The organism is Chelatococcus sp. HY11 (assembly GCF_018398335.1).
In the GTDB taxonomy this organism is placed as follows: Bacteria; Pseudomonadota; Alphaproteobacteria; order Rhizobiales; family Beijerinckiaceae; genus Chelatococcus.
The window spans coordinates 1447369-1473709 of the sequence record NZ_JAHBRX010000002.1; the positions used below are offsets into that span (position 1 = coordinate 1447369).

Below are 26341 nucleotides of genomic sequence, written 5' to 3' on the forward strand. Positions count from 1 at the left end.
TAGGCAATTCTTGGGATAGGCAATTACGGAGAAGCATGCGCCTCGGCCCGAAGGCATAGCGGCCCAGCGCTAATGCCTGATATCGGCATTGGCGCTAGGGCCTATCAGAGGCTGGCGCGCAGCGGCCGGAAGAAGGCGCGGATGTCCTCTGCCAAGGCATCAGGGCATTCGAGTGCCGCGAAATGGCCACCCTTCGCCATCGGTGTCCAGCGGCGCAGATCGGTGAAAGTCTGTTCGGCCAATGAGCGTGGCGGATGCAGGTGCTCGGCGGGGAAAGCCGCATAGGCGGTGGGAACCGAGACGCGCCCGCCCGGCACGGGCCATGGCGCATGCAGGCGGTCGTAGTAGGGCCAGAACGACGATCCGATCGCGCCGGAAAACCAGTAGAGGCTGATATTGGCGAGGAGCGTATCGAGATCGAACGTCACGTCCGGCGGCGCCTGACCGCCCGACCAGGCGTGAAACTTCTCGAGGATCCAGGCGGCGAGGCCGGCCGGGGAATCCGTCAGGGCGTAGGCCAGGGTCTGTGGCCGTGTACCTTGCATCCACAGATAGCCCGTCTCCTCCCGGCGCCAGCGCGCATGCGCGCGCAGGAAGGCTTGCTCCTCCGGCGTGCCGCCGGCCCTGGCGACAATCTCGCGCGGAATGAGCAGGAGGTTGAGATGGATGCCGATGAGCCGGTCGGGCACCGTGGCGGCCAGCGTCGTGGTGATCAGCGAACCCCAGTCGCCACCCTGCGCGGCGAAGCGGGAATAGCCGAGCACGTCCGTCATCAGCCGCGCGAAGCAATCGGCGATGGCCGCGATCCCGAACCGCGGCTGACCGGGCTCGAACGACAGGCCATAGCCTGGCAGCGATGGCGCGACCACGGTGAAGGCGTCCTCGGCGGCGCCGCCGAAACGGGCAGGATCGGTCAGCCGCGGGATGAGGTCGGTGAACTCGAACAGCGAACCCGGCCAGCCATGCGACAGCAACAGCGGGCAGGGACGCGGACCGCGCCCTGGCATATGGACGAAATGCAGATCTATGCCGTCCATGCGAACCTTGTAGTTCGGCATGGCATTGAGGAGAGCCTCCTGGACGCGCCAATCAAATTCGTCCCGCCAATAGGCGAGCACTGGCCGGAGCCAGTCGAGACTCGTGCCGTGCGTCCAGCCGCTGCCCGGCGCCTCGTCCGGCAGGCGGGTCATCTGCAACCGGTGCCGGAGGTCGGCGAGGTCGGCATCGGGTACGGAGAGGCTGAATGGCCGCACCGCCGCCGCCGTGTTCTCGGTGTCCGCCATCGCTTCTCCTTCCAGCTGCTCTCGTCAATTGCCGATACCGACCGGCGGCATGGGATAGTCAGGATAGCGCTCAGATCTTGAGCGCAACCCCTGGGGTCGGCGGCTCGACGATCTCCGCACCCGGAACCTCGACGCTCGCCTTGAAGGTAAAGCCATCGGCGGTCGGCACGGCACCCGCGAGGTTTACGGGGCCGATCTGCTGGTGGTCCTCCTTGCGGAAGCGGATCTTGCCCTTTGCCGTCTCCACCTCGACGTTCTCAAGGGCCTGGATGATGGCATTGGTCTCGGTGCTGTTGGCGGCCTGGATGGCGGCGGCGTAGCAGAGCACCGCGCCGTGCGCCGGTCCGATCAGGCTGGACGGATAGGGATCGTTCTTCGTCCGCGCCTTCACCTCGGCGACCAGATCCTGGTGCACCTTGTTGGCGTTCGGGTTGCCGAAGTACCAATGCAGGTTCGACCAGAGTTCGGGCGGGCCATCCTTGCCGAGGACGACCGGCAGGTCGAGCTCGCCGCTGCCGTCGCAGGCGACCTTGATCTTGTTGCTCAGCCCTAGGGTCTTGGCCTGTTTCCAAAGCGTGATCATGTCGGCGCCATAGGTCAGGTTGAACACGCCCTGCGCCGGCGTCTGCATCATCCGGAAGATCTGGGTCTTGTAGTCGGTGGTGCCGAACTTGGAGGCGATGACATCGGTGAGGACCACGTCTTTCTTGGCGTAGACGGGATAGAATTCTTTGAGTGCCGACGAAAACTGCTTCCAGGAATCATGGCCGACCGAAATGTCGGAGATGAAGCCGCCCCAGGTGGTGACCTCCGGGAAACGCTGCGCCATTACCCGGGCGAGCGAGCGGCAACGCATGTAGTTGTTGTCGGCCAGGCGGAAGAAGTTGCGGTTGAACAACTCGTGGGTGAGGCTGTCGAGCGGCGCGCTGGCCGTCATCTGCACCAGGTTGAGCGACTGGATCACCTGGATGACGGCGATGTTCTGGGCGCTCAACGACGCGCCGATGATCAGGTTGACGCCGGACGACGACAGCTCGCGGGCGTTGGCTACCGCCTGGTTCGGATCGCCCTTGTCGTCGCGGATCACAAGTTCGAGCGGCCGGCCGAGAACCCCGCCCGCGGCGTTGATCTGGTCCCGGGCGATCTCCACGCCGATTTTCTGCCGGTTGCCGACGAGTTCGGCGGTACCGCTCAAAGGCATCAGAACACCGATGCGGATGGGTTCTGCCGCACGAGCACCACGCCGGCCTAGCATGGCTACTCCCGTCGCCGTCGCGGCTGTTGCGATGACTGTCCTTCGGTTGAGCTTCATGATGTCCTCCCCGTTCCGGAGACATTCGCACCGGTTTCATTGAGGATTGGAGGCAGCGGGTCCCGTGGCCCCTATCCAAGGATAGGCCGTGTAACAGAACATCCGCCGGTTTCCGGTCGGCGCAACGGATCGATTGAGGTTCGTTGCAGCAACTGGAACAGGTGGACGCCGATCCCGATCCCCCGAGGGGCGCTCACGTCGCGGCCGGCGGATTGAACAGGGCTTGCGAACGGGCGATCTCGGCGGCGATGAAGCTCGCCACCTCGTCGATATGACGGACCTTCCGGTTATCCTCATGGATATGCATGTAGAACGAGCGGGTGAGGGCGATGCGGTCGGGAAGCACTGGCACGAGATCCGGAAAATCCGAGACCACGAAGGTCGGCATGATGCACAGGCCGCTGCCGGCGAGCGTCGCGTGGAGCTGTGCCAGCAGGTTGGTGCTACGGATGCGCGGCGTGATCGTGGTGCGCACGGCGCTGAGGTAGTTCAGCTCCGGCGCGAACAACAGGTCCTCGATATAGCTGACGAAGGGATGGTGCTTGAGGTCATCGACCGCGCGGATGGGCGGGGCGCCGTCGAGATAGGATCGCGTGCCGTAGACATGCAGGCGGTAGTCGGTGAGACGCCGCGACACCACCCGCATCTGCCGCGGCATCGACAGGCTGATCGCGATATCGGCCTCGCGCTTCGACAGGGAAAAGAGGCGCGCCGTCGCCATCAGTTCGATCGCCAGGCGCGGATGACGCTCCGTCAGGGCCTTCAGCCGTGGCGCCAGGAAGATCGCGCCGAGGCCATCGGGAGCGCCGATGCGCACCACGCCGGCGACCGACTGGCTTTCACGCCCCGCCATCGAGCGGGCCGCGAGATAGGCGCTCTCCATATCTTCCGCGGCCGCGACCAACCGCTGTCCGGCCGTCGTCAGCTCGTAGCCGGTGTTGCTCTTGTGGAAGAGGGTTTCGCCGAGCTCACGCTCAAGGGCGCGAATGTGGCGCGAGACCGTCGTGTGCTCTATCCCGACCTGGGCGGCCGCCGCCGACACAGTGCCGCTGCGCGCGACGGCGAGGAAGTGGCGCAGGTCATCCCAACTCGGCTGCGGCTTGCGCGCGTCCACGGCTTATCCTTGTTGTGCAGAAATGCACGATGGGTGTGAAAATAGCAGCATTTGCTCCTTTGAAAATGCTGATAACGTCGTGGCAAAGGGATCGCGGCGCCTCCGTCATGCGCCAGCGTTCGTATGGGAGGCGCTGGATGGATTTCGGACTGAACGAGGAGCAGGCGGCGATCCGCGCGATGGCGGCCCGCTTCGCCGACGAGCAGTTGGCTCCTCACGCGCTCGACTGGGACGAACGCAAGCACTTTCCCGTGGAGACCCTGCGCCAGGCCGCTGAGCTCGGCTTCGCCGGCATTTACGTGCGCGACGAGGTCGGCGGATCTGGTCTCACGCGGCTGGACGCGGCCGTTATTTTCGAGGCGCTGGCTACAGGCTGTCCAACGATCGCCGCCTATATCTCCATCCACAACATGTGCGCCTGGATGATCGACGCTTTCGGCGACGAAGATCAGCGCCAGCGCTTCCTGCCGGGGCTCACATCGATGGCGTCGCTCGCGAGCTATTGTCTCACGGAGCCCGGCGCCGGTTCCGATGCATCGGCCCTGCGAACACGCGCGGTGCGCGACGGCGACCACTATGTGATCGATGGACAGAAGCAGTTCATTTCAGGAGCCGGCGTCAGCGACCTTTATGTGGTGATGGCCCGCACGGGCGGGGAGGGGCCGCGCGGTATCTCGGCGCTGGTGGCGCCCGGCGACACGCCGGGTCTGTCCTTCGGCGCCAATGAGCGGAAGATGGGCTGGAACGCCCAGCCCACCCGCACTGTCGTGTTCGAAGGGGTGCGTGTGCCGGTCGCCAACCGGCTCGGTGCGGAAGGGGACGGTTTTCGCATCGCCATGGCGGGGCTTGACGGAGGTCGCCTCAATATCGCCGCCTGCTCGCTTGGTGGAGCCCAGGCGGCGCTGGACAAGACGCTCGTCTATCTGCGCGAGCGCCACGCCTTCGGCCAGGCGCTTGCCGCATTCCAGGCGTTGCAGTTTCGCGTGGCCGACATGGCGACGGAACTTGAGGTCGCCCGCACCTTCCTCTGGCGCGCCGCGTCGGCGCTCGATGCCAAGTCGCCCGACGCGACGAAACTCTGCGCGATGGCCAAGCGTTTCGTCACCGACGCCGCGTTCGAGGTCGCTAATCAGGCGCTTCAGTTGCATGGTGGCTACGGTTATCTCGCCGAATATGGCATCGAGAAGATCGTACGCGACCTGCGTGTGCATCAGATTCTCGAGGGAACGAACGAGATCATGCAGGTCATCATCGCCCGATCCCTTCTTGGTGGACGCTCATGACCGACAGTCAATCCGCAATCTCCGAAGTCATTGTCGAGAGGCAGGGCACGCTGGGCCGCATCCGGCTGAACCGGCCGAAAGCCCTGAACAGCCTCACCCTGCCCATGGTACGCAGGATCGAGGCGGCGCTCGACGATTTCGAGGCGGATCCGGCTGTTGCCGCCGTGCTTGTCACCGGCGAAGGGGAACGTGGCCTTTGTGCCGGCGGCGACATCCGCGCCCTGGCGGAGAGTGTGCGCAACGGCGACGACCGCGCCGCGACCTTCTGGCGGGAAGAATACCGTCTCAACGCGCGCATCTCCCATTTCCCGAAACCCTATGTCGCGCTGATGGACGGCATCACCATGGGCGGCGGCGTCGGGATCTCGGCGCATGGCGCGCACCGCATCGTCACCGAACGCACCCGTGTCGCCATGCCGGAAACCGGCATCGGTTTCCTGCCGGACATCGGCGGCACGTGGCTGCTGTCGCGGCAGGCGAATGAGGTGGGCACTTACTTGGCGCTGACCGGCGAGGCTATCGGCGCGTCGGACGCGATCTTTGCGGGCCTCGCCGACATCTTCATGCCCTTCGAGGACTATCCGCGCCTTGTCGCTGCCCTCGCGGAGCTGCCGGCCGGCACGGGCCAGGCCGCGGTGGGCGCGGTCGTCGCGGGCTTCGGTCGCAGCGTCGCGGCGACGCCGCTGCAGGACAATGTCGCCGTCGTAACACACGCGATGGCAGCCGATGACGTGCAGGCGATCCTCGCGGCCCTTGAAGACGACGGCTCGCCCTTCGCGATGGCCACCCGCAAGACGATCACCGAAAAATCCCCGACGAGCCTTGCGCTGACGCTGCGGTTGCTGCGCCTGGGGCGCGCCAGCCCGTCGCTGGAGACCTGCCTGGAGCGTGAATTCGCCGCCGCTGTCTCCATGACGCGCGGCCCCGATTTCTACGAGGGCGTGCGGGCGGCGGTCATCGACAAGGATCGCAATCCGCGCTGGTCGCCGGCCGCCCTGGACGAGGTCGATCCGGAGGTCGTCGAGGGCTTCCTTGCGCCGGCTTCCGAACCTGTGTTCGGGCGCGACGCGTAGGGCCGGCCATCGCTGCTCGCGGCCCCAGACGCCGCGGGTTCCGCGCTATCCCGGACACCGGGCGAAACGGGCCGGTGTCGAGAAACAGAATGGTCCAGAAACGACCGCCGTGTGGCCGAGGCCACCTGCGATGCAGAGGAGACAGATATCATGACCGGCGAGACGATCGCGTTCATCGGCCTCGGTAACATGGGCGGCCCCATGGCGGCTAATTTGCTGGCCGCCGGCCACAGCGTGCGCGGCTTCGACCTGGTGGCGGAGGCGCGCGAGGCGGCCGCCCAGGCGGGCGTCGTCATCGCCGCCTCCGCCGCCGAGGCCGTCGCCGGCGCGTCCATCGTCATCACCATGCTGCCGGCGGGCCGGCATGTGATCGCGGTCTGGTCGGAGCTTGTGACAGTGGTGGCGCCTGGCGCGCTGCTGATCGACTGTTCGACCGTCGATGTCGACAGCGCGCGCAAGGCGCACGCCCTGGCGGCCGCGCAAGGCCATGCTTCCCTGGACGCGCCGGTATCGGGCGGCATCGGCGGCGCCAAGGCGGGAACGCTCACCTTCATGGTGGGTGGCGCGGCGGACAGCTTCGCGCGCGGCCAGGCCATTCTCGCGCGCATGGGCAAAAACATCTTCCATTGCGGCGAGGCAGGCGCGGGGCAGGTCGCCAAGATCTGCAACAACATGATCCTCGGCATCTCGATGATCGGCGTCAGCGAGGCTTTCGTGCTCGGCGAGAAGCTCGGGCTGTCGCGCCAGGCCCTGTTCGATGTCGCCTCGGTGTCATCCGGCCAGTGCTGGTCGCTGACCACCTATTGTCCGGTGCCCGGCCCGGTGCCGACTTCGCCAGCCAACAACGACTATAAGCCGGGCTTTGCCGCCGCCCTGATGCTGAAGGACCTGCGGCTGGCGCAGGAGGCGGCGAATTCTGCCGGCGTCAGCACGCCGCTCGGCGCGGAAGCGGCGCAACTCTACAGCCTGTTCGCTGGCCTTGGATCGGCCGGTGAGGACTTCTCGGCCATCATCAAGATGCTGCGTGGCCATTCGGAAAAGGGAGCCGCCTGACATGGGCTACGAGACCATCATCACCGCGCAGCACGGCCGCGTCCTGCTTATCACGCTCAACCGGCCGAAGGCGCTGAACGCGCTCAATGCCCAGGTTGCCGCGGAACTCATCGACGCCGCCAGCGCGGCCGATCGCGACCCGGGTATCGGCTGCCTTGTGGTGACCGGCTCGGAGCGCGCCTTCGCCGCCGGCGCCGATATCAAGGAGATGCAGAGCCAGTCCTACGACGAGATGTATGCCGCCGACTGGTTCGCGCAGTGGGAGCGCTTCGCGGCAACGCGCAAGCCGGTGATCGCGGCGGTTGCCGGCTATGCGCTCGGCGGCGGCTGCGAGCTCGCCATGATGTGCGACTTCATCCTGGCCGCCGATAACGCGCAGTTCGGCCAGCCGGAGATCAAGCTCGGCGTCATGCCGGGCATGGGCGGCAGCCAGCGGCTGACCCGCGTCGTCGGCAAGGCGAAAGCCATGGAGATGTGCCTGACAGGCCGCATGATGGATGCCGTGGAGGCGGAGCGCAGCGGGCTTGTCGCGCGTATCGTGCCGGCGGCGGATCTCGTCGCCGAGGCGTTGAAAACCGCCGAGACCATCGCCGGCATGGCCTTGCCGATCGCCATGATGACGAAGGAGACGGTGAACCGCGCCTATGAGACCACGCTGGCCGAGGGCATCCGCTTCGAACGCCGCGTGTTTCACGCGATGTTCTCCACCGCCGACCAGAAGGAGGGCATGGCCGCCTTCGTGGAAAAGCGCCCCGCGCAGTTCCACCGGACATAACGGGCCATTCTCGGCAGGCAGGCGTTCGTCGGGGCGCGCTCCGCTGCGGACAATCCTTCCGCAGCCGCGTCAGATCACGGGGGACGATCGTCCGTTCCGTGGTCGCGCCAGAGCGCGGCATTTGCATTTTATCGAACTTGGGGGTGCACTTAGCGGAAATATGGCTATGCTCTTCAGGGCACGGGTTGGGCATTCTGCCTAGCCGCATAGCTGGCGCACGTGACGCCGGCACATGTTAGGAGACTCATTGCAGGTTCTTGTCCGCGACAACAATGTCGATCAGGCCCTTCGCGCTCTGAAGAGAAAGATGCAACGCGAGGGAATTTTCCGCGAGATGAAGGCCCGCAGAGCCTACGAAAAACCTTCGGAAAAACGAACCCGGGAAAAGGCCGAAGCTATCCGCCGTAGTCGCAAAGCCGCACGAAAGCAGGCACAGCGGGAAGGTCTACTTCCAGCGCCGAAGAAAAAAGTAACTGATCCGCGCCAGCCACCCAGGCCGGCATAAGGCAAGACCCAGAGGCGCGCGCATCGAGCGCGCGCCTACTTCGGTGCTAAATTGCCAAAACTGGGCGCTTGGAACGGCGCTTGGCCGTTGCGGTCAATTTCTCTGGTGCGACCCTGGAAGTTGCATCTTCCTTCGCCTTCCGAAGAGCGCGTAAGCGTTCAGTTCGCGCGAGCACCTCGTCTTGCGTGGCGAGGTGATCCGCCCATGCCTTGGAAGCCTCGGCTTCGGCATCCGCCTTTCTGCGGGCGGTGGCGGTCTTTCGTAAAGCCAGATTATCGGGAGTATCTTCCATGATAGCCTCCTTCCGTCCTGAGACAAGGGCCGAGCAAACTCGCCCCTCGCTTTAGCTCTTCAGCTCCAGCCCAACGCAACATGTCGTTGGATTCTAGGCCGTTCCCTATAAAGCCTGGAGATTTTCCGCTGCGACCTTGCCCCTGCGAGGATCGGTGACTGCATCAAAACTCACCTTCTGGCCTTCAGTGAGCGTGCGCATTCCTGCCCGCTCAAGCGCAGTGATATGAACGAAGACATCTGGCCCGCCGTTGTCCGGCTGAATAAAACCAAAGCCTTTGTCGACGTTGAAGAATTTTACGGTGCCATCAGTCATAGCGAGCTCCTTGCCGCATGCATAAAGGTACGCGCGGAAGCATGACCGCGCGCTTACTGCATCGATTTTGATGGGAAGATCGCCGGAAACGCCGTTGGCGCAAAAAACAAAGTTCGGCAACAAGATCGATAAAGCTTGTTATCATCTAAAGACGTCAGAGGCCAGCGCAAGCTTTGGAACCGCTACGGAGAGGCTGCCGTTTTATGGGAAGCCCAGGCGCGGTGAGGAAAACTTTCCCGAGGCCGCTTGGCGCACAGCGCAGCGTGTCGCCGCTCTCTGACAACCTGAGCGACTACCCATTCTAGGTGCGATCGGAGCCAAGCTCACGCCTGGGCGGCCGGCGATCAGGCACAAAACGCGCTCGGCCGCTCTGCGGCCAGCAACAAAGTCATACCGCATCTTTCCTTCACGGCGAGGTTGGTGAGGGGGATCTGCATGATCCAAGGCTTCACCAATGGGTGAAGCGTAAACGGCAATACACCCATCCCAAATCGCGCTTTCGCGTGGCCTGGATCGTGCATAGGGATGACGACAGCTCTCCTGGCCGATATGAGGAGAACGCCTCCAACCAGGCTGGCAGGATGGAGCAGAACGGCGCAGGGGAGTCGGGTAGTGATTGCGGGCAGGGGCCGAAAGCTTCACGTGTCATCCGAGAGGGACTGGTGACATGCGCGGCGTTATCTTCAAGTCCGCCGCTGTCGCAGCTGGGTCTGCCGCAGCATCTCTGCTGCTAGCGGCCACGATTGTACCGGCGATTGGAGGCGTGGTCGACGGTAACGCATGGTTGATGAGCACCGTCCTGCCTGTTGTCATAGCCTGGCCCGCGAGCGCCGTCATGTTCTGGCAGAGCGCCCGCTTTCGAGCCGCGAACCAGCAGCTTGCCAAGGCCCATGCCGAGCTCCTCGACGCCCACCGCCAGCTGGCGGAGAAGGCCAGCCGCGACCACATGACCGGTATGCTCAACCGTGAGAGTTTCTTCGCCGCGCTCGACCAAGCTCAGCGCGAGAGCGGGAACTATGCGTTGCTGATCATCGACGCAGACAATTTCAAGATGATCAATGACCGCTTCGGCCATCTGGCCGGTGACTTGGCGCTGACCCTGATCGCCGCTGCCATCAAGGAGGGAGTGCGTGAAAGGGATACAAGGGGCCGCGTCGGCGGCGAGGAATTCGCGATCCTGCTCTCCCGGGTAACCGCCAATGAGTTGGCCGCGATCGCTGAGCGGATTCTGGCCAAGGTCGCTGAAATCCGTTTCGAGCCCGTCGAGGGGAAAGTGGTTTCTCTCAGCGTCAGTATCGGCGGGGCGAGTTGTTGGGAAGGCGGCACATCCGATGACTTGTGGCAACTCGCGGATCGGCGCCTCTATGTTGCCAAAAGGTCCGGTCGCAACACGACTGTGATGAGCGATCCCCCGCTCAGGAGCGCCATGGCCGAAGAGTGCAAGTCCGAGTGACAGGCCCCGCGATAAGAGCTTCAAATTCCCACAGGATACCTGTCCGAACCCGGCGCCCAGCGTGAAAAATGGAGCCGACGCTTCCCGATGCCCGAGCACAGGGACGGTATCGGTGGGCTCAAGGTGGTGCATCGGCCACAACCCCCATCCACGCCGTCAAGTCTTTGGCGAGAAGCGTCGCTGCCGTTTCATTCAGTCGAATCTCACGAGATCGAGTGATGGCAAGGGCCCACCAGGAAACCGCGCAAGCTTGCTGCCGACCAAGGTCAAGCCAAGGTCGATTCCGAAGAAGCCTAGCTGTTCAATGATTGCTGCGGAGGCGTGATCGATGACCGAACTGGCAGGTAGCCGGAAGGGCGCGCTTTGAGAGAATCGTGTGCGCCATTGATAGGATGTGAATAGCCCCAATGGTTGCCATCCTTGAGTATGGGTTACGCAGCATGCCAGCAAATTTGCTGCCCACCGGATGTCGAGGCGCAATTTGCGCGCGATTTCCCGAAACCATCTCATGGCAGCGCATGTGAAGTGGGATTTGACATGGAAGATCGGCAGGCATTGAACGAGCCTTTGTCGAAGGCGCGGCGACGGTTTCTGATCGGTTCGGCGCTCAGCGGAGCCGCGCCGGCCTTTGGCCGAATAGGTCACGCGCGAGCCGAGGAAGGCGTATCGCAGGCCGACCCGCGTTTGCCTATCGCCGTGGACCTCAGGGTCAACGAGAAGTCATATCGTCTCGCGTTCGATACGCGCATGACATTGCTTGATGCGTTGCGCGAGGAAATCGGGCTCACTGGCGCCAAGAAGGGCTGCGACCATGGGCAATGCAGCGCCTGCACCGTGCTGATCGACGGGAAGCGCGAACTTTCATGCCTCACCCTAGGGGGTAGGGGAGATCGGGACGGTCGGCATGGCCGCCGCCATAGCGAATGCCGTGTTCCATGCCACCGGCAGGCGGCTGCGCGATCTTCCGTTGCGGATCGAGCATTTGATGGAGCATGGTTGATCCGATGGAGAAGCCAAACTTTTCAGACTTGCTGGACGTCATCGCGCGCCATGCGCGATACGACTACGCAACGCCGATCGACGGGCTCAAGGTGGGCCGGGCTGATTTTCCCTCCGAGGTGACGCACTCCATCTACCAGCCGTCATTCGGCGTGGTGGCGGCGGCGTGAAGGAAATGATGATCGGCGAGACACCCTTTCACTATTCGGTCGGCGAGTCGCTGCTTTGCGCTGTGGACATTCCGGTGACGTCGCAGGTTACCGAGGCTAGTCCATCCGCTCCCTATCTCGCCATCCATCTCGAGATCGAGCCGACGGTTGTATCCGATCTTCTGCGGGCTCAGTCCGGGTTCCGCCCGAAGGCGCCGGACAATCTGATCGCCGTCAAATACAGGCTCGATCCGGACCTGTTCGATCCACTTATCCGATTGCTTTCGCTGCTGGAGCGGCCACGCGACATTCCGGTTCTGGCGCCGCTGATACGGCGCGAGATCGTCTGGCGGCTGCTGCACAGCGAACACGGCCCGCTCCTGAGCCAGCTCGCCTTCGCCAACGGCCACGCCGCGAGGATCGGGCGGACCACGGCGTGGATCAGGGACAATTTCTCCGCGCCGCTGAGCATCGCCGATCTGGCGGCAGAGGCGAACATGAGTGTTCCGAGCTTCCACCGGCATTTCAAAGCTGTCACGTGCATGACGCCCGGCCAGTTTCAGAAGAGGGTCAGGTTGCAGGAGGCGCGCAGGATACTGTCGGGGGCCGGTACGATCTCTTCGGTCGCCTACGACGTTGGCTACGAAAGCATATCCCAGTTCAACCGGGACTATCGACGTCTTTTCAACCTGACGCCGAGCGACGATACCGCGGCCCTCCGCGCCACGCTCAAGCGTGAGCTCGGCCATCCCCAGAAAGCTGCCGCGTCGGCATCGTCGCCCGACTGACGGGCCCGGGCAACCGACGCCGCTACCCGCTCTCGAACATTCCATGACAAAAGTCAGACCTGCCGCCGGCACCACGTGCGGACTTGGTCGTGTGCTGATGGGAATTGCTCCGCGCGGCGGCCATCACGTGGTTGCTACAGCCTGTCCGGCCCCCAGACTGTCACCGGATGATGTTCAGCCTGGAATGCGGGCTATGACCTTGATCTCGAAGTCAAAACCTGCGAGCCAGTTGACGCCGATCGCCGTCCAATTCGGATAGGGCGCTTCGGGGAAGACTTCGCTTTTAATGGCCATGATCGTGCCGAATTGATTGTCAGGATCAGTGTGGAAGGTTGTCACGTCGACGATATCATCAAATCCGCATCCACCCGCTTGTAGAGTCGCCTTGAGATTGGCGAATGCCAGGCGGACCTGGGCCTCAAAGTCGGGTTCGGGAGAACCATCGCTGCGACTACCGACGTGGCCGGACACGAACAGGAGGTTATGTGATCTGATGGCCGCGGAATAGGTCTGTAACGTGTACAGGTCATGCCGACCGGCCGGGACAATGGTTTCACGCTGGGCCATGTGGAATTCTCCTGTGTAAAACGCTGGATAGCGGCGGCGCGAATTCTTGTTTGTCGCGCAAATTTATTCATGCGCCTGACATGGAATGCGTGCACGCGAGCGTAGCAACAATCATCCTCCGATGATTATCCCGATTGCGCCACGGGAATAGATGTCAAACCGCCCGGTCGCCTATTCAATTTATCGTCGGTCCTGGAGCGGCCTTTGGGTGCCGCCGCCGTCACCCCGTATCAAGCTTTGGCCGAAGTCGCAGGAAGCACCACGACACGCGTGCCAATAGGCACACGCCTGTAAAGGTCCATGATGTCCTGGTTGAGCAGGCGGACACAACCAGAAGAAACCATGGTCCCAATGGTCCACGGTTCAACCGTTCCGTGAAGCCTGTAGTAGGTGTCGCGTCCATTACGATAGAGATAGAGGGCGCGCGGGCCGAGTGGACTGTCGCTGCCGCCGGGAAGACCGTCTCGCAACGGTCCATAGCGATCGGGCTCTCGCTTGATCATTTCAGGTGTCGGTCGCCAGCCCGGCCATTCCGCTTTTCGCGCGATGATCGCCTCGCCACGGAAATTAAACCCTTCTTGTTTGCCGACGCCGATCCCGTATCGCAGCGCGCGACCGTTCTCCAGGACGAGATAGGCATAGCGTGCGGCCGGGTTTACGACGATTGTGCCCGGCTGTTCACGTGTCTGATAGGGTATCTCGCGACGCAGGAACTCCGGCGCGATTTGTTCAAGGTCAATTGCCGGAACAGGAAACGGCTCGGTGTCGATAGACGCATACATCGACTGAAACGGTGACCAGCCTTCTGATGCAGAACTCAGCGGAAGCTGACGATCTTTGCTCGCACAGGCCGCCAGGATAAGCGGCATCGATCCTAATACGACACGCCTACTAATGCTCATTTGCCTTCCGAACTCTGCAAAACGTCGATTTATCAAGGCATGTAGCTCAAGCTGCGTCTATGAGTTATGATGGAATAATCATCATAGCTGTTGGATATGAGAATGGACCTTGCGGCAGCCCTACGCGCCTTCGTTCGCACCGTGGAGCGCGGTTCCGTCACCGCCGCCGCCCGCGATCTGGGGATTTCCCAACCGGCCGTGACGAAGCATTTGCGCAACCTGGAACGCCACGTCGGCGCGCGACTCCTGGAGCGGTCGTCGCGCGTCGTCCGGCCGACCTCTCAAGGGCAGGCTCTCTATGAAGGCAGCCACGAGGCGTTGACGGCGATCGAAGCCGCGCTCGAGGGCGTGCGGCGTGACATGGGCGCCATCGAAGGCAATATTCGCATCCATGCGCCCACTTGCCTCGGAGCCAAGCATCTGCATGGTATCGTCATGGCGTTCCAGCGGCAGCATCCGGGTGTGATGGCGGACCTGATCCTTGAGAACAGGGACATCGATCTGATCTATGATAATTTCGATCTGGCAATCCGGTATGGTCGCCCCTCAGGCCAGAACCTCATAATCCGCCAACTCGGCTGGATTGAGCGCATCCTCGTCGCTTCCCCGCACTATCTCGAGCGGTTCGGTCCGATCGCGACAACCGACAAGCTTTCTGAGGCCGGCGTTATCGTCAGCGCTAGACTGCCGGTGCCCCGTGATCTCATCTCTCTTCGTCACCACACCGGAGAGACTGTGGATGTACCGGTCAATGCCGTTCTACGCACCAACAGCGCGGATGTCATTGCTTCCACGCTGGTCTCCGGCCATGCCCTGGGCCCGGTTCAGAGGCTGCTTGTCGCCGACGAACTGGCGGACGGCCGCCTCGTGCGCGTCCTGCCCGAGTATGAGGTCAAGCCGACCGAGGCGTTTCTCGCTTATCCCTCGGTACGCTTTATGCGCCCGGTCGTTCGCGCCTTCACCGACTTTGCCATTCCTGCGCTCCGCGCGATTGATGGTGTCGCGGCCAACAATTTTTCCGCGAACGAATTGATGGCCGTGTAGTCGCAGATGAGAATCTGAAACCGTGAAGATTTGCCTAGCATAAAGATACGATCGCCAGGTGAACCGTGATTGGGAAATGCCCGTGTCGTTCGCGTCAGAACCCGCACAGCGAGGCTAGTTTCCAGCTGGTGGATGGTGTGGCTTGGCGCGGATGGCGACATGCTCATTGTCTCGCCCCTCCCCGAAAGTGAGGCTCCTTCCCTTGCGGATAGCAAAAAAACCGCTGAGGACGATCACGACCGCGCCGACGATAGCCCAATTGTCGGGCACGCTGGCGAAGAACACGTAGCCGACCAGCGCCGACCATATCAGCTGCACGTAGTTGAGGGGCGCGAGCGACGAGGCGCTGGCGCGCTGGTACGCGAGGACGATGAACCATTGTCCCGCGGCGGCTGCCAGCCCAGTGGCGATGCCGAACATCAGCTGTGGCGTGTCAGGCGGTACCCAAGCGGTGGGCAGGAAGGCTGTCGTCACCGCCAAGCCGACGAGAGCAGCATACAGGACGCCGGTCAGTGGCCGCTCCCGGCTGCCCGTCCAGCGTGTCGCGATAATCGCGACGGCCCACGACACCGCCGCCAGCAGGGGGAGGATGGCGTCGAGGCCGAGCCCGTGGGAGCCGGGCTTGATGACCAGAAGCGCTCCTGCGAAACCGCTACCCACCGCGATATAGCGCGTGGCGTTCATCGCCTCGCCGAGGACGACCCGCGCGGCGAGGACAATGAGCAGCGGTGAGACGAAGAACAGAGCCGATGTCTCGGCCAGCGGCAGTCGTTTCAGGGCGAGAATGAAAAAGACCGTCGCACCGACGATACCGAGGCAGCGGACGATTTGCGGACCAAGGCATTGCGACCTGAGAGCAGACCAATCTCGTCGCGATACGATAACCCCCATGACGACCGCCGCAAAAACGGCAAACCGGATCCATGCAATCTGCAGGGGGGGCAGCGCGCCAGTCAGATACTTGGAAACGCCGCCCGAAACGGCGAAACAAGCCTCGGCCGCCATGAGCAGCGTGATTCCGAGGGGTTCGCTTTGGCGTGGCGGCGCGACAGAGCGTTGCGGATGTAAAGCGGATTGCAAGGGAACTCCTCAGGGCGACGATACCGACGACGTGATTAGATCGCTTGAGATAGGATTCAACCGGGACGTTTCCTCCTCCTTGGGGGAGCTTTGCCAGGCGTTTCTTGTCCTCTGTCCCGAGGTTCAAAAACCCTCGAACAATCTCTCCGCGTCGGTCGTCGCCAGATCCGTTGCCGCGAGCTCGGCGATCAAGACTATGCGAGCCCTCTATAGCTGCTCTTCCCACATGAAGATGGAGCACGGTGATCTCGTGCCGGATATTGCTTCTCAACTCCCGTGGGATTGCGGGCAACAGATTAAGGGGGCGGGCGGGGTGGCGAGAAAGACACGAAAGCTGAGCTTCTTCCGGGCGTCCGTTCAGGCATGGAGCCGTACGAGCAATCTGTTGAAGTCCGCTTCCGTGTTCGTGGCGCGCGGTGAAGCGAATGGCGACAACCTGTGCCCGGCGAGCGCCGCTGCGCGCACGTCTCCGGGGCTGCAGCCGAATTCGGTGTTGAAGGCGCGGGTAAAGGCTGACGCATCGGTAAAACCCACGCTCTCGGCGATCTGCCGGATCTGCCGGGTCTGGCTGACATCGGAGAGCACGGCATGGGCCGCCAGTAGGCGCTGCCGGCGGATATAGCTGGATACGCCACCCAAATTCTCGAACAGCCGATAAAGCCTTGAGCGTGATACGCCCAACTGCCGACAGAGCTGGTCCGGGCTGAGATCAGGCGCGTGGACGTTACGACGAATGGTCTGGCGCGCTCGCTCCAGCAGCATGGCTGAAAGCGGGATATCGGCCATTTCAAGGTTGTCGGGGGTGGGGACAAGACAACCGCGGATCATCGCCAGAATGGCATCCACCAGCCGCGGCAAGTTGTCCGCCGATATATGCGGCAACTGGCGTTCAACGCTCTGCATGAAATCGGCGAGGATACTACCAAGCCCCTGATCCGGGATCGCGTGCGGCGTCGCGTCGAGCAGGTTGGCGATCTCACCGAAATGGTCGCGGGGGATGAACAGGCTGATGACGTGGCTGTCAGTGCCGCTGGCGGCATAGGGCCGAGCGATCGAGCGGAAGCTCAGCCGGCGCGACGCCAACCTGTTGCCGGGCCGATTGATTGCTACGGCATGCTCAGCTTCCGAAAATGGCAGCACAAGGCACCAATGGTCGGTCGGCGGCGCTTTGCGGTGCCGAAAGGAACGGGTCGCCCCGTTGCCCGGCATTGCCATTTCCGTGAAGGCGAGGCTGCCTAGATCCCAGGCATAAAGATCTGCGGCAAAGCCGACGTCCTGCCCCTCGGGCTGCGATAACTCGATCGATGAAGCCATAAAGCTGCGCCAGGCATCGAACTGGTGTTGGGGCGCGAGGTCGCGTGTCGAGAAGTGGTAAGGCCTCGTTGCGAGGCTGGACTCGTCCTGCGGCGCTTCACCGCGGTCTTGAAGAGACAAGGCAATCCTCGCCGGAAACCACCATGAATCTATGTCTTAGCAGTTCGATCGAGCGCAAGCCATAAGATCCGCGCCCGGCATCCTGCGGGCAGTCCGCGATGAAGGCGTCCCGGTTCCCTCCAGCCTGATATGGCCGACAGGCCTTCTACTCGATCAACGCCGCACCATGTTGGACCTTGCCGACGGGGTTGCCGATCCAGCGCGACGGCGCATATCCCCGTGGTCGGCGGGGATTTGTCCGTTCTCGTCCTTAGGACGATTTTGCGATGCCAGCCATGGCTCGCCTCGCCATCACGACGACGAGATTGGCACGGTACTCGGCGCTTGCGTGGATATCGCTCATCAGAGCGTCGGGAGATACTGTCATCCCGTCGAGGGCGGTGGCGTCAAAACGGGCGGAAAGGGCCTGCTCGATCTCGGTGGAACGGAAGACGCCGTCCGCCCCGGCGCCGGTCACGCCGACCCGTACACCGGCCTCGCTCCGCGAGATGAACACGCCAGCAAGGGCGTACCGGGACGCCGGATTGGGAAATTTCATGTATCCTGCGTCCAACGGAGCTGTGAAACGCACCGCCGTCACCATCTCGTCGTCATCCAGAGCCGTTTCGAACAGCCCGGTGAAGAAATCTTCCGCGGCGATTTCCCTTGTGCTGGTCACGATCGTGACATCGAGCGCGATCATCGCGGCCGGGTAGTCGGCCGCGGGATCGTTGTTGGCTATCGACCCGCCTATCGTGCCCATATGCCGAACATGCGGATCGCCGATATGGGCGGCCAGATGACAGATGGCGGGGCACGCTGCCGCCAGTTCGCCATGCGAGGCCACCTCGAAATGGGTCGTCGCCGCGCCTATCGAGACCTGGCGACCTGACACGGCAATACCAGAAAGACCCGGAACGTGACGCAGATCCACCAGATCGGACGGCGCGGCGAGGCGCGTCTTCATGGCGGGGATCAAGGTCATGCCACCGGAGAGGAACTTGCCCTCCTGGGCTCGCTGAACGAGCGCGACGGCCTCGGCGATCGAGGAAGCGCGGTGATAGCGGGTCTGGTACATTTTTTCAGGCTTGCAGTTTGGCGAGATGGTCCTCGACGGCGTCGTAGACCTTGAGCACCGGCATCACCCCGGCGACGGGAATGGTGACCGCGAGCGTTTCCCTTATCTCATCGGGGGTGCCACCTGCCGCCAGTATCTTGTCGATATGGGCGATCAGCCCGTCGCCATAGCCGCTGACGGCGGTGCAGGCGAGAAAGATCAGCTGCTTGGTCTTGGCGTCCAGGGCACCCGCCTTGGTCACTTCCGCCACAAGCGCCTTGAACGCAGCTGCGCTGTCGGGATTGTTGTCGATGAAACGCAGATAGGTCGGATTGGCCATGGTCGTCCCCTGGAGCATTTTCGCGCGAAGTGGAAACTGGTTCGCGCGAAGAAAATGCGTAGAAACAAAAGCCTAAAGCATTTCCGGTGAACCGGAGTTCACCGGAAATGCTTTAGATGTGCAGGCCGCCGTTGACGTGCAGCGTCTGGCCCGTGACGAAATCCGAAGCGGGATCAGCGAAGAAGGCGACCGCATTGGCAATGTCGCGAGGCTTCGCGATGCGCCCCAGCGGAACCTGCTCGGCAACCCTACGCCAGCCCTCGGGCGTGAAGGCCGAATGGGCACCTGGATCCTTTTCCGTATAACCCGGGACGACCACGTTGCTCGTCACGCCGAAGGGCGCGAGTTCAATGGCAAACGCGCGCGCCAGTGCTTCCAGCCCCGCCTTGGCCGCGGCGGTGACCGGGAAAAGCGTTACGTCCTTGCGGAAGATGTGGGCGACGAAGGAGCTGACGGCGACGACGCGCGGATCACGGCCCTGCTTGAGATGCGGCGCCGCGGCACGCGCCAGCTGGAAGAAGGCCGTCAGTATCGTGTCCGTGGCGGCGGAGAGATCATCTTCCGGCACCTCGAGCAGCGGCTTCTTGTTGGCTGAACCGGCATTCGACACCAGCACGTCGAGCCCGCCGAAAGTCTCCACGGTGCGCTCCACCAGCCCTGCGGCGGCGCCCGCCTCGCGCAGATCGCACAGATGAGTCTGCGCCACCGCGCCCAGCGCGCGCAATTCATCGGCCACTGCAGCGGCGCCTTCGGCGTTCTTGCGCGCGTGCACCATGAAGGCGGTGCCGGGTGCGGCGAGCCGGCGGCAGATCGCGGCGCCGATACCGCTGGCCGATCCCGTGACGAGAATGATGCGGGGACGCTCGCTCATGATTGCTGTTCCGGTCGGGTCTGCGAGGCGATCGCGCGCACGATGCCGGAATAACCGGTACAGCGGCACAGATTGCCTTCGAGGTTTTCACGAATTGTGTGTTCGTCCGCATCAGGGATGCGGCGCACAAGGTCCAGCGCCGCCATGATCATGCCGGGCGTGCAGTAGCCGCATTGCAGGCCGTGATGCTCGCGGAAGGCCTGCTGCATCGGGTGGAGCTCTCCATCAGCGGCGATACCCTCGATGGTGACGACCCGGGACCCTTCCGCCTGAACGGCGAGAATGCTGCACGACTTGACCGACTTTCCGTCCATGTGAACCGTGCACGCGCCGCACTGGCTGGTGTCGCAGCCGACATGGGTTCCAGTCAGGCGCAGGTTCTCGCGCAGAAAGGTGACGAGCAGCGTGCGGTCATCCGCTTCCGCAGTCATCTCGCTGCCGTTCACGTTCAAGGTGATCCGCCGCATGGGCAAGGTCTCGCTGGTTTCCATCACGCCGGACCTGCCGGCAAACGATGCAAAGAGAGCCGATAGCTTCCCGGGATATCCAACGGGTCAATGTCCTCTCTTCAACAGCGGCCCGCGCTGGGACGGCTCGATCACCAGATCGAGCAGATAGGGCTTGCCTGCCTCCACTGTGCGGATGGCTCGCTCGAGCGCATCGGCAAGCTCCCCAACCGCCGAAACGGTTTCCGCGGCGACGCCCTGAGACCGCGCGAGACCGGCGATGTCGACATGGGGCTCAGCCAGACGCATCCCGATCCATTTGTTCTCGACAGGCCGGTTGCGCTCGCGGGCGACCGCTTCCTGATGCACCTCGTCATTGTAGTTGGAGCGATTGTTGGCGACGATGACGAGCACCGGAATGTCGTAGTGCGCGGCCGTCCATAGCGCTGTTGCGCCTTGCAGGAAGTCGCCGTCTCCGACGATGCTCATCGGGATCCGGCCCGTGCCCTTGAGCGCCAGCCCGACACCAACGGCCATGCCCGGTCCCGCGCCAAGCCCGCCGCCACCGTCGAAGCCGAGATAGTCCAGCGGGTCGCGGAACGGGTAGTGTTCGCTGGAAAAGCCGAGGCCGACGCGCATGATGGTGAACTTGCGGCCTTCGCGACGCTCATTGAGCAGCCATGCGAGGTCGTCCTGCACGATAGCCCGCTGCGGATCGCTCAGATCGGGCGGTGCGACCTTCGCCGGAGCTTGCGGTGTGCTCCATGCTGAACCCGGCTTCTGCGCCTTCGTCAGATAGGGAAGAAGCCCGGCGACGAGGGCGTCGGGTTCGGCCAGCACGCGAATATCCGCTGGCGGAAGTCCCTGATAGTCCATGCTCCAGCCGTTGTGGATGTAGGAATCCACCGTGCAGTTGATGATCGTGCCGCGAACCTTGCCCTTCTGTTCGATCAGTTGCAGTGCACCGGCGAGATCGATGGAGTCGAGCACGAGAATGACATCGGCCTGACGCACGAGTTCGGCGGCTTCCGGTGAGTAATGGCTGCGCGGGATGGGCCCGTGCAGCGGGTGCTCGGTGGGGAACGAGGCGCCCGTGCGCAGATCTGACAAAACGCGGGCGCCGACAGCCTCGGCCAGCCTGATACGCTGCTCCCACGCCTCGGGATCGCGCGAGACGCGGCCTGACAGGATGATGGGCCGCTCGGCCTTCAGCAGGCGATCGGCGATCTCAGCCAGTGTTTCCGCGGACGGATGCGGGGAGGGGCCCGGCGCATAGCGCGAAACCTCTGGCAGCTCGAAGCCGTCGGCGTCGAATGGCTCCTCCTGAAGATCAGCTTCCAGGCAGACATAGGTGGGGCCGCGCGGCGCGGTCCGCGCAATCTGGTTGGCGCGCAGGAAGGATTCCACGGCGGCTACCGCAGAGGTCGGCTGGTCGTCCCATTTGGTATAGTTGCGCAGCAACGCGCCCTGATCCTTGGCGGTATGGACCCAGTCGACCCACGGTCGGCGCTTGTCGGCGGCGACCGGCCCGGTCGCGCCGACGATCACCATCGGCACGCGGGCGCACCACGCGTTGAACACCTGCATCAATCCGTGCATCAGACCGACATTGCTGTGCAGGACGCAGCCCATCGGCTCGCCGGTGACACGGGCATAGCCGTGCGCGATGGCGACCGCGTGGTCCTCATTCAGCGTCAGCAGCATCTGCGGGTCGCGGTTGCCGAGATAGTTGACGAGGCTGTCGTGAAAGCCGCGATAGCTCGCGCCGGGGTTCATCGCGAGATATTTGAGGTCAAGCCTGCGCACGACCTCGGCCATCAGGTCGCTCGACCATTCGATGCGGGGATTGTTGATGCCGACCGGTTTCTCGATCTCGTTATCGATGTCGTTCATGCAGAGGTCTCCGCGTTGCGAATGGCCCGCCAGACGCGCTCCGGCGTCGCAGGCATGTCGATGTGGCGCACGCCCAGAGGCGAGAGTGCGTCGATGATGGCATTCATGATGGAGGGCAGGGCGCCGATAGTGCCGGCCTCTCCGGCGCCCTTGACGCCGAGCGGGTTGTTGGCGGTCGGAGTACCTTGCGTCAGCAATTCGCAATCGGGCACATCACTGGCGCGTGGCATGCCGTAGTCCATGAAGGAGGCGGTGAGGATCTGCCCATCTTCGTCGTAACGAATGGTTTCCAGGAGCGCCTGGCCAAGCCCCTGCGCCATCCCGCCCTGCACCTGCCCCTCCACCATCTGGTGATCGAGCACATTGCCGACATCGTCGACGACGACATAGCGGTCGAACACGACCGTGCCGGTATCGGGATCGATCTCGACCTCACAGATATGGCAGGCGTTGGGGTAGGTCGGCGCCGGTGGCGCAAACACGGCGATCGCGTCGAGCCCGCCCTCGATCTCACTCGGCAGTGTCGCGACGCTGAAACCAGCCTTCATGACCTCGTCGATGGTGAGGGAGCCGCCGCTCGCGACGGCAAACCGCCCATCCGCGAAAACGATGTCGGCTTCCGCCGCCTGCAGCAGGAAAGCGGCGATGCGCTTTCCCTTGTCGATCACCTTGTCGCAGGCCCGATCGAGCGCGCCGCCGCCGCTCATCATCGAGCGCGAGCCGAAGGAGCCGCGTCCGAAGGCTGAGACGTCGGTGTCGCCCTGCATGACGGTCACCCGCTGCGACGCCACGCCGAGGCGCTGGCTGACGAGGCGCTGGTAGATCGTCTCGTGGCCCTGCCCATTCGACATCGTGCCCACGAGCACGCGTATGCCGCCGGACAGGTCGAAGCGGATCTCCACCCTTTCTTCCCAGGGCGAGCCCGCCGGGCCGCCCGCCTGCTCGATGGCATTCGCGATGCCGATGCCACGCAGCTTGCCGGCTTTGCGCGAGACCTCCCGTCGCTCGGCAAAGCCGGCGAGATCCGCCATCTCCGCCGCCGACAGCATGTTGCGTTCGAAATTGCCGCTGTCGTACTCGAACAAGAGGTTGGTGCGGTAGGGCATCGCCTCGGCGGGGATCAAATTCCTGCGCCGCAGTTCGAACGGATCAAGGCCCGTCTCGCGTGCAGCCGCATCGATCACCCTCTCCAGTACATAGGTCGCCTCGGGGCGCCCTGCGCCGCGATAGGAGGCGGTGGCGCGCGTGTTGGTGAAAACGCCCTTCACCTCGGCATGGATGGCCGGTGTTGTATAGGGACCAGACAGCGAGCCGAGATTGTTCACGGGCGGGTGCGCGCCACGCAATGCGACGCAGGACCCAAGGTTAGCCAGAGCCCTATAGGAGAGCCCGAGAAAGCGGCCGTCCGCAGATAGGGCTAGCGCAATCTCGACATGGTTCTCGCGCGCGTGATCATCGCTGATGAAGGCCTCGCTGCGCTCGCAGAGCCACTTCACCGGCCGCCCCACCCGCCTGGATGCCCACAGGACCAGGATATCCTCGGCGAACATGCCGGCCTTGAGGCCGAAACCGCCGCCCACATCGGGCGCGACGACCCGCACCTGGTGTTCGGGCACATGGAGGACGCGGGTTGCCAGCACATGGCGGATCTGATGCGGCGTCTGCTGTCCCACATGCAGCGTGTAGCGTCCCGAGCGGCGATCGTAGTCACCGATGGCGACACGTGGCTCTATCGGACTGGCGGTGACGCGATTGATGTCGATGGTCAGCCGGGTGACATGGGCCGCCGCCTCCATGGCCGCGTCAACGCCTGTCCGGTCGCCGATCTCATAGACAAAGGAGACGTTGCCCGGCGCCTCGTCCCACAATTGGGGGGCACCGGGAGCGACGGCAGCGCGAAGGTCGGTCACGGCTGTCAGCGGTTCGTACTCGACCTGAACCGCTTCGGCGGCATCCTTGGCGAGCGCGATGCTGTCGGCAATGACGATGGCAACAGCTTCGCCTACCATGCGAACCCGACCCAGCGCCATCGCGCGATGCGGCGGCTCGATGATGGCCTGTGTCGTGAAATCCGCGCGGCGGGGGCGGCTTACGCACGGGATCGTGCCGATGCCGTCCGCCTCCATGTCCACACCAGTCAGCACTGCGCGCACGCCCGGCATGTCCAGCGCGGCCGACACGTCCAGGGCGGCGATGTCCGCATGGCCGTAGGGGGAACGCACCACCGCCATGTAAAGCATGCCGGCGAGATGGATATCGTCGACGTAGCAGCCCTTGCCGGACACCAGCCGTTCATCCTCGACGCGGCCGGTGTGGCCGTGTCCCCCGAACTTATCCATGGCAGCGCGCTCCAATGGCATCGACCGCGTTGTCGAAGATCGTCGCTGGCCTTTTCATGTCCGGAATGCTCGCCATATCGGCTCTCGCCAGAACTACTGTTGCCCGAACTACTCTTGCCATGTCTACTGCTGTGCCTTGAGCCGCGGATTGAGCGCGTCGTTGAGACCTTCGCCGACAAGATTGAGCGCCAGCACGGTGAGCAGGATGAGTACGCCCGGAATGGCGGCGATATACCATGCCGTGCGGATCGCCGGCCGGCCGATGCCGATCATCGTGCCCCAGCTCATCAGATTGGGATCGCCGAGACCGAGAAACGACAGCCCCGCCTCGGTCAGGATCGCGCCCGCGACCATGATCGACGACATCACGATGATCGGCGGCAGCGCGTTCGGCAAGATCTGGCGAAAGATGATGGCCGATCGGCTCATGCCCAGCACGATACAGGATTGCACATATTCCCGCTCGCGCAGGGATAGGAACTCGGCACGGACGAGCCGCGCGATCGGCGGCCATGTGACGAGCCCAATGGCGAGGATGACGTTGACCAGCGAGGCGCCGAACATCGCGACCAGAGCGAAGGCGAACAGAAAATTCGGAATGGTCTGGAACACGTCGGTGATGCGCATCAGGACGTCTTCCATCCATCCGCGGAAATAGCCGGCAATAGCGCCGAAGAGAATACCGATCGTGAGGGCTGTTGCCGCAGCTGCGAGGCCGATCGTCAGCGAGACGCGCGCGCCGACCAGCACACCGCGAAGAATATCGCGCCCAAGCGGGTCGGTTCCGAGCGGCGTCGCCAGCGACTGTCCCGGCCAGATGAACGCCGTGCCGACGGTATCCCAAGGATCCCCCGGCACGAGGATCGGCCCGATGATGGCCAAGATGACAATGAAACCCAGCATCGTGACGCCGATTACGGCAGAGGCGCGGCGCGTGTAAAGGCGCCAGAACTCGCGGAAATTTCTCATGTCATTTGATCCCGATGCGCGGATCAAGCACCGCATAGATCAGGTCTGTGAAGATGTTAATGACCACGACCAGCGATGAGGCGAACAGCATTGTGCCGAGGAGAAGATTGTAATCACGCTGGAAGACGGCATCGAAAGCCAGTCGTCCCAATCCCGGCCAGTTGAAGACGGTCTCGATCATGACGGCGCCGCCCAGAAGCGTACCGATCTGGATGCCGACCATCGTGACCATGGGCAGGACGGCGTTGGGCAGCACGTGGCGGAATGCGATGCGGCGCGGCATCACCCCCTTGGATCGCGCCGTGCGGATATAGTCGAGGTTGTAGACCTCCAGCATCGAGGCGCGCATCAGCCGCGTGTAGATCGCCATGTGATAGAGCGCGAGGGTCATCGCAGGCAGGATAAGGTGACGGCCAACGTCGAGAATGCTTTGGAGCCAGTTAAATCGCCCGCCGATGGTGTACATGCCGCCAGTGGGCAGCCAGCCGAGCTTGACGGAAAACAGCACGATGCCCATCAGGCCGAGCCAGAAAAGCGGTGTGGCGTAGAACAGCAGCGCGAGCACGGAGATCACGTCGTCAGTCAGCGTATTGACGCGCCGCGCCGAGACAACACCGAGGAGAAGACCGGCGGTGAAGGCGACGAGGATTGCCGTGAGCATCAGGATCAGTGTCGCCGGCAGCCGCGCCAGGATCAGGTTCAGCACTGGCGTGGCGTTGCGGAATGAATACCCGAGGTCGAGCTGCAAAACATTCCAGAAGTACTGGCCAAGTTGAATATAGATCGGCTGATCGAGGCCGAAGCGGGCGCGAAGATCGGCCAGATACTGGGGATCGGCCGCGCCGAATTCACCGGCAAGCAGATCGACCGTATCACCCGGTGCCAAGTGCAGGATAATGAAATTCAGCACAATGATCGCGGCGACGGTTATGACACCGTGCCCCAACCGACGCATAACATAGGGGGCGAGTGATTTCATGCTATTGCGGCCTCGGTCCGGGGGTCGCACCGGCGCGCCGTCGGGCG

The 26341-nt window shown here is 63.3% G+C and carries 27 protein-coding genes and 2 pseudogenes; 10 read left to right on the forward strand and 19 right to left on the reverse strand.

Going from position 1 to position 26341, the window contains the following annotated elements; translation table 11 throughout:
* Positions 1–104 precede the first annotated feature (104 nt).
* From KIO74_RS27375 to KIO74_RS27385, 3 genes are all read right to left on the reverse strand, one after another.
* Positions 105–1283: an epoxide hydrolase family protein gene (locus KIO74_RS27375; RefSeq protein ID WP_213338327.1), complete on the reverse strand. Its 1179-nt coding sequence runs from the start codon at positions 1281–1283 to the stop codon at positions 105–107.
* Positions 1284–1353: 70 nt separating this feature from the next.
* A complete protein-coding gene (locus KIO74_RS27380; RefSeq protein WP_213338329.1) occupies positions 1354–2595 on the reverse strand; it encodes an ABC transporter substrate-binding protein in 1242 nt (413 codons plus the stop codon).
* A 193-nt stretch (positions 2596–2788) separates the two neighbouring features.
* A complete protein-coding gene (locus KIO74_RS27385) occupies positions 2789–3709 on the reverse strand; it encodes a LysR family transcriptional regulator (RefSeq protein WP_213338331.1) in 921 nt (306 codons plus the stop codon).
* Between the two features lie 137 nt (positions 3710–3846).
* Between KIO74_RS27385 and KIO74_RS27390 the strand changes: the two genes are divergently transcribed.
* The 5 genes from KIO74_RS27390 (at position 3847) to rpsU (ending at position 8398) form a co-directional block, all read left to right on the forward strand.
* On the forward strand, positions 3847–4992 hold the full coding sequence (locus KIO74_RS27390) for an isobutyryl-CoA dehydrogenase (protein WP_213338333.1): 1146 nt from the start codon (positions 3847–3849) through the stop codon (positions 4990–4992).
* Positions 4989–6065, forward strand: coding sequence for an enoyl-CoA hydratase/isomerase family protein (locus KIO74_RS27395; RefSeq protein ID WP_213338334.1), 1077 nt, complete (start codon positions 4989–4991; stop codon positions 6063–6065). The genes KIO74_RS27390 and KIO74_RS27395 overlap by 4 nt, the downstream gene beginning before the upstream one ends.
* Positions 6066–6215: 150 nt before the next feature.
* Entirely contained in the window at positions 6216–7118 is a 903-nt protein-coding gene (mmsB, locus tag KIO74_RS27400) for a 3-hydroxyisobutyrate dehydrogenase (RefSeq protein WP_213338345.1), read from the forward strand.
* 1 nt (position 7119) lies between these two features.
* The gene (locus KIO74_RS27405; RefSeq protein ID WP_213338347.1) at positions 7120–7893 is read left to right on the forward strand and encodes an enoyl-CoA hydratase; all 774 of its coding nucleotides are present in this window, start codon (positions 7120–7122) and stop codon (positions 7891–7893) included.
* Between the two features lie 247 nt (positions 7894–8140).
* Complete coding sequence (gene rpsU, locus KIO74_RS27410) at positions 8141–8398, forward strand: 30S ribosomal protein S21 (protein ID WP_213338349.1); 258 nt, start codon at positions 8141–8143, stop codon at positions 8396–8398.
* A 46-nt stretch (positions 8399–8444) separates the two neighbouring features.
* Here the strand turns inward: rpsU and KIO74_RS27415 are convergent, their stop codons facing one another.
* Positions 8445–8690, reverse strand: a complete 246-nt coding sequence (locus KIO74_RS27415; protein WP_213338350.1) for a hypothetical protein — start codon at positions 8688–8690, stop codon at positions 8445–8447.
* 105 nt (positions 8691–8795) lie between these two features.
* A complete protein-coding gene (locus KIO74_RS27420) occupies positions 8796–9005 on the reverse strand; it encodes a cold-shock protein (RefSeq protein ID WP_213338351.1) in 210 nt (69 codons plus the stop codon).
* A gap of 667 nt (positions 9006–9672) precedes the next feature.
* Here KIO74_RS27420 and KIO74_RS27425 point away from each other — a divergent pair.
* Positions 9673–10458, forward strand: a complete 786-nt coding sequence (locus KIO74_RS27425) for a GGDEF domain-containing protein (RefSeq protein ID WP_213338352.1) — start codon at positions 9673–9675, stop codon at positions 10456–10458.
* Between the two features lie 192 nt (positions 10459–10650).
* On the opposite strand, the pseudogene KIO74_RS32000 reads toward KIO74_RS27425, so the two are convergent.
* Positions 10651–10770 (reverse strand): annotated as a pseudogene (locus KIO74_RS32000) (NADP oxidoreductase); the annotation flags it as partial.
* A 225-nt stretch (positions 10771–10995) separates the two neighbouring features.
* Between KIO74_RS32000 and KIO74_RS32560 the strand changes: the two are divergent.
* Positions 10996–11298 (forward strand): annotated as a pseudogene (locus KIO74_RS32560) (2Fe-2S iron-sulfur cluster-binding protein); the annotation flags it as partial.
* 28 nt (positions 11299–11326) lie between these two features.
* Here KIO74_RS32560 and KIO74_RS32335 read toward each other — a convergent pair.
* Positions 11327–11452 (reverse strand): hypothetical protein, encoded by a 126-nt coding sequence (locus tag KIO74_RS32335; protein ID WP_283772225.1) that lies wholly within the window; start codon positions 11450–11452, stop codon positions 11327–11329.
* Here KIO74_RS32335 and KIO74_RS32010 point away from each other — a divergent pair.
* Entirely contained in the window at positions 11451–11627 is a 177-nt protein-coding gene (locus tag KIO74_RS32010) for an AraC family transcriptional regulator (protein WP_249731652.1), read from the forward strand. The genes KIO74_RS32335 and KIO74_RS32010 overlap by 2 nt on opposite strands.
* 5 nt (positions 11628–11632) lie before the next feature.
* Positions 11633–12394: an AraC family transcriptional regulator gene (locus KIO74_RS27435; RefSeq protein WP_249731620.1), complete on the forward strand. Its 762-nt coding sequence runs from the start codon at positions 11633–11635 to the stop codon at positions 12392–12394.
* Between the two features lie 174 nt (positions 12395–12568).
* Here KIO74_RS27435 and KIO74_RS27440 read toward each other — a convergent pair whose 3' ends face one another.
* Entirely contained in the window at positions 12569–12961 is a 393-nt protein-coding gene (locus tag KIO74_RS27440; RefSeq protein WP_213338354.1) for a RidA family protein, read from the reverse strand.
* Between the two features lie 230 nt (positions 12962–13191).
* Positions 13192–13863 (reverse strand): L,D-transpeptidase, encoded by a 672-nt coding sequence (locus KIO74_RS27445; protein ID WP_213339284.1) that lies wholly within the window; start codon positions 13861–13863, stop codon positions 13192–13194.
* Positions 13864–13965: 102 nt separating this feature from the next.
* Here KIO74_RS27445 and KIO74_RS27450 point away from each other — a divergent pair, with 102 nt between their 5' ends.
* Positions 13966–14907, forward strand: coding sequence for a LysR family transcriptional regulator (locus tag KIO74_RS27450; protein WP_213338356.1), 942 nt, complete (start codon positions 13966–13968; stop codon positions 14905–14907).
* Positions 14908–15021: 114 nt separating this feature from the next.
* Here the strand turns inward: KIO74_RS27450 and KIO74_RS27455 are convergent, their stop codons facing one another.
* The 10 genes from KIO74_RS27455 to KIO74_RS27500 all read right to left on the reverse strand — a co-directional run bounded on the left by KIO74_RS27455 (position 15022) and on the right by KIO74_RS27500 (position 26294).
* On the reverse strand, positions 15022–15987 hold the full coding sequence (locus KIO74_RS27455; RefSeq protein WP_213338358.1) for a DMT family transporter: 966 nt from the start codon (positions 15985–15987) through the stop codon (positions 15022–15024).
* A 357-nt stretch (positions 15988–16344) separates the two neighbouring features.
* On the reverse strand, positions 16345–17421 hold the full coding sequence (locus tag KIO74_RS27460) for a helix-turn-helix transcriptional regulator (protein WP_213338359.1): 1077 nt from the start codon (positions 17419–17421) through the stop codon (positions 16345–16347).
* A 250-nt stretch (positions 17422–17671) separates the two neighbouring features.
* Complete coding sequence (locus KIO74_RS27465) at positions 17672–18478, reverse strand: FAD binding domain-containing protein (RefSeq protein ID WP_213338360.1); 807 nt, start codon at positions 18476–18478, stop codon at positions 17672–17674.
* Positions 18479–18482: 4 nt separating this feature from the next.
* A complete protein-coding gene (locus tag KIO74_RS27470; protein WP_213338364.1) occupies positions 18483–18797 on the reverse strand; it encodes a carboxymuconolactone decarboxylase family protein in 315 nt (104 codons plus the stop codon).
* A gap of 112 nt (positions 18798–18909) precedes the next feature.
* Positions 18910–19668, reverse strand: coding sequence for an SDR family NAD(P)-dependent oxidoreductase (locus KIO74_RS27475; protein WP_213338366.1), 759 nt, complete (start codon positions 19666–19668; stop codon positions 18910–18912).
* Positions 19665–20135 carry a (2Fe-2S)-binding protein gene (locus KIO74_RS27480; protein ID WP_213339285.1) on the reverse strand — a complete coding sequence of 157 codons (471 nt, stop codon included), beginning with the start codon at positions 20133–20135 and terminating at the stop codon, positions 19665–19667. The genes KIO74_RS27475 and KIO74_RS27480 overlap by 4 nt, the downstream gene beginning before the upstream one ends.
* A gap of 87 nt (positions 20136–20222) precedes the next feature.
* Positions 20223–22007, reverse strand: a complete 1785-nt coding sequence (locus tag KIO74_RS27485) for a thiamine pyrophosphate-binding protein (protein WP_213338368.1) — start codon at positions 22005–22007, stop codon at positions 20223–20225.
* Positions 22004–24346, reverse strand: a complete 2343-nt coding sequence (locus tag KIO74_RS27490; RefSeq protein ID WP_213338370.1) for a xanthine dehydrogenase family protein molybdopterin-binding subunit — start codon at positions 24344–24346, stop codon at positions 22004–22006. Before KIO74_RS27490 ends, KIO74_RS27485 begins: the two co-directional genes overlap by 4 nt.
* A gap of 123 nt (positions 24347–24469) precedes the next feature.
* Positions 24470–25315 carry an ABC transporter permease gene (locus tag KIO74_RS27495; RefSeq protein WP_213338372.1) on the reverse strand — a complete coding sequence of 282 codons (846 nt, stop codon included), beginning with the start codon at positions 25313–25315 and terminating at the stop codon, positions 24470–24472.
* A 1-nt stretch (position 25316) separates the two neighbouring features.
* On the reverse strand, positions 25317–26294 hold the full coding sequence (locus tag KIO74_RS27500) for an ABC transporter permease (protein ID WP_213338373.1): 978 nt from the start codon (positions 26292–26294) through the stop codon (positions 25317–25319).
* Positions 26295–26341: the final 47 nt, after the last annotated feature.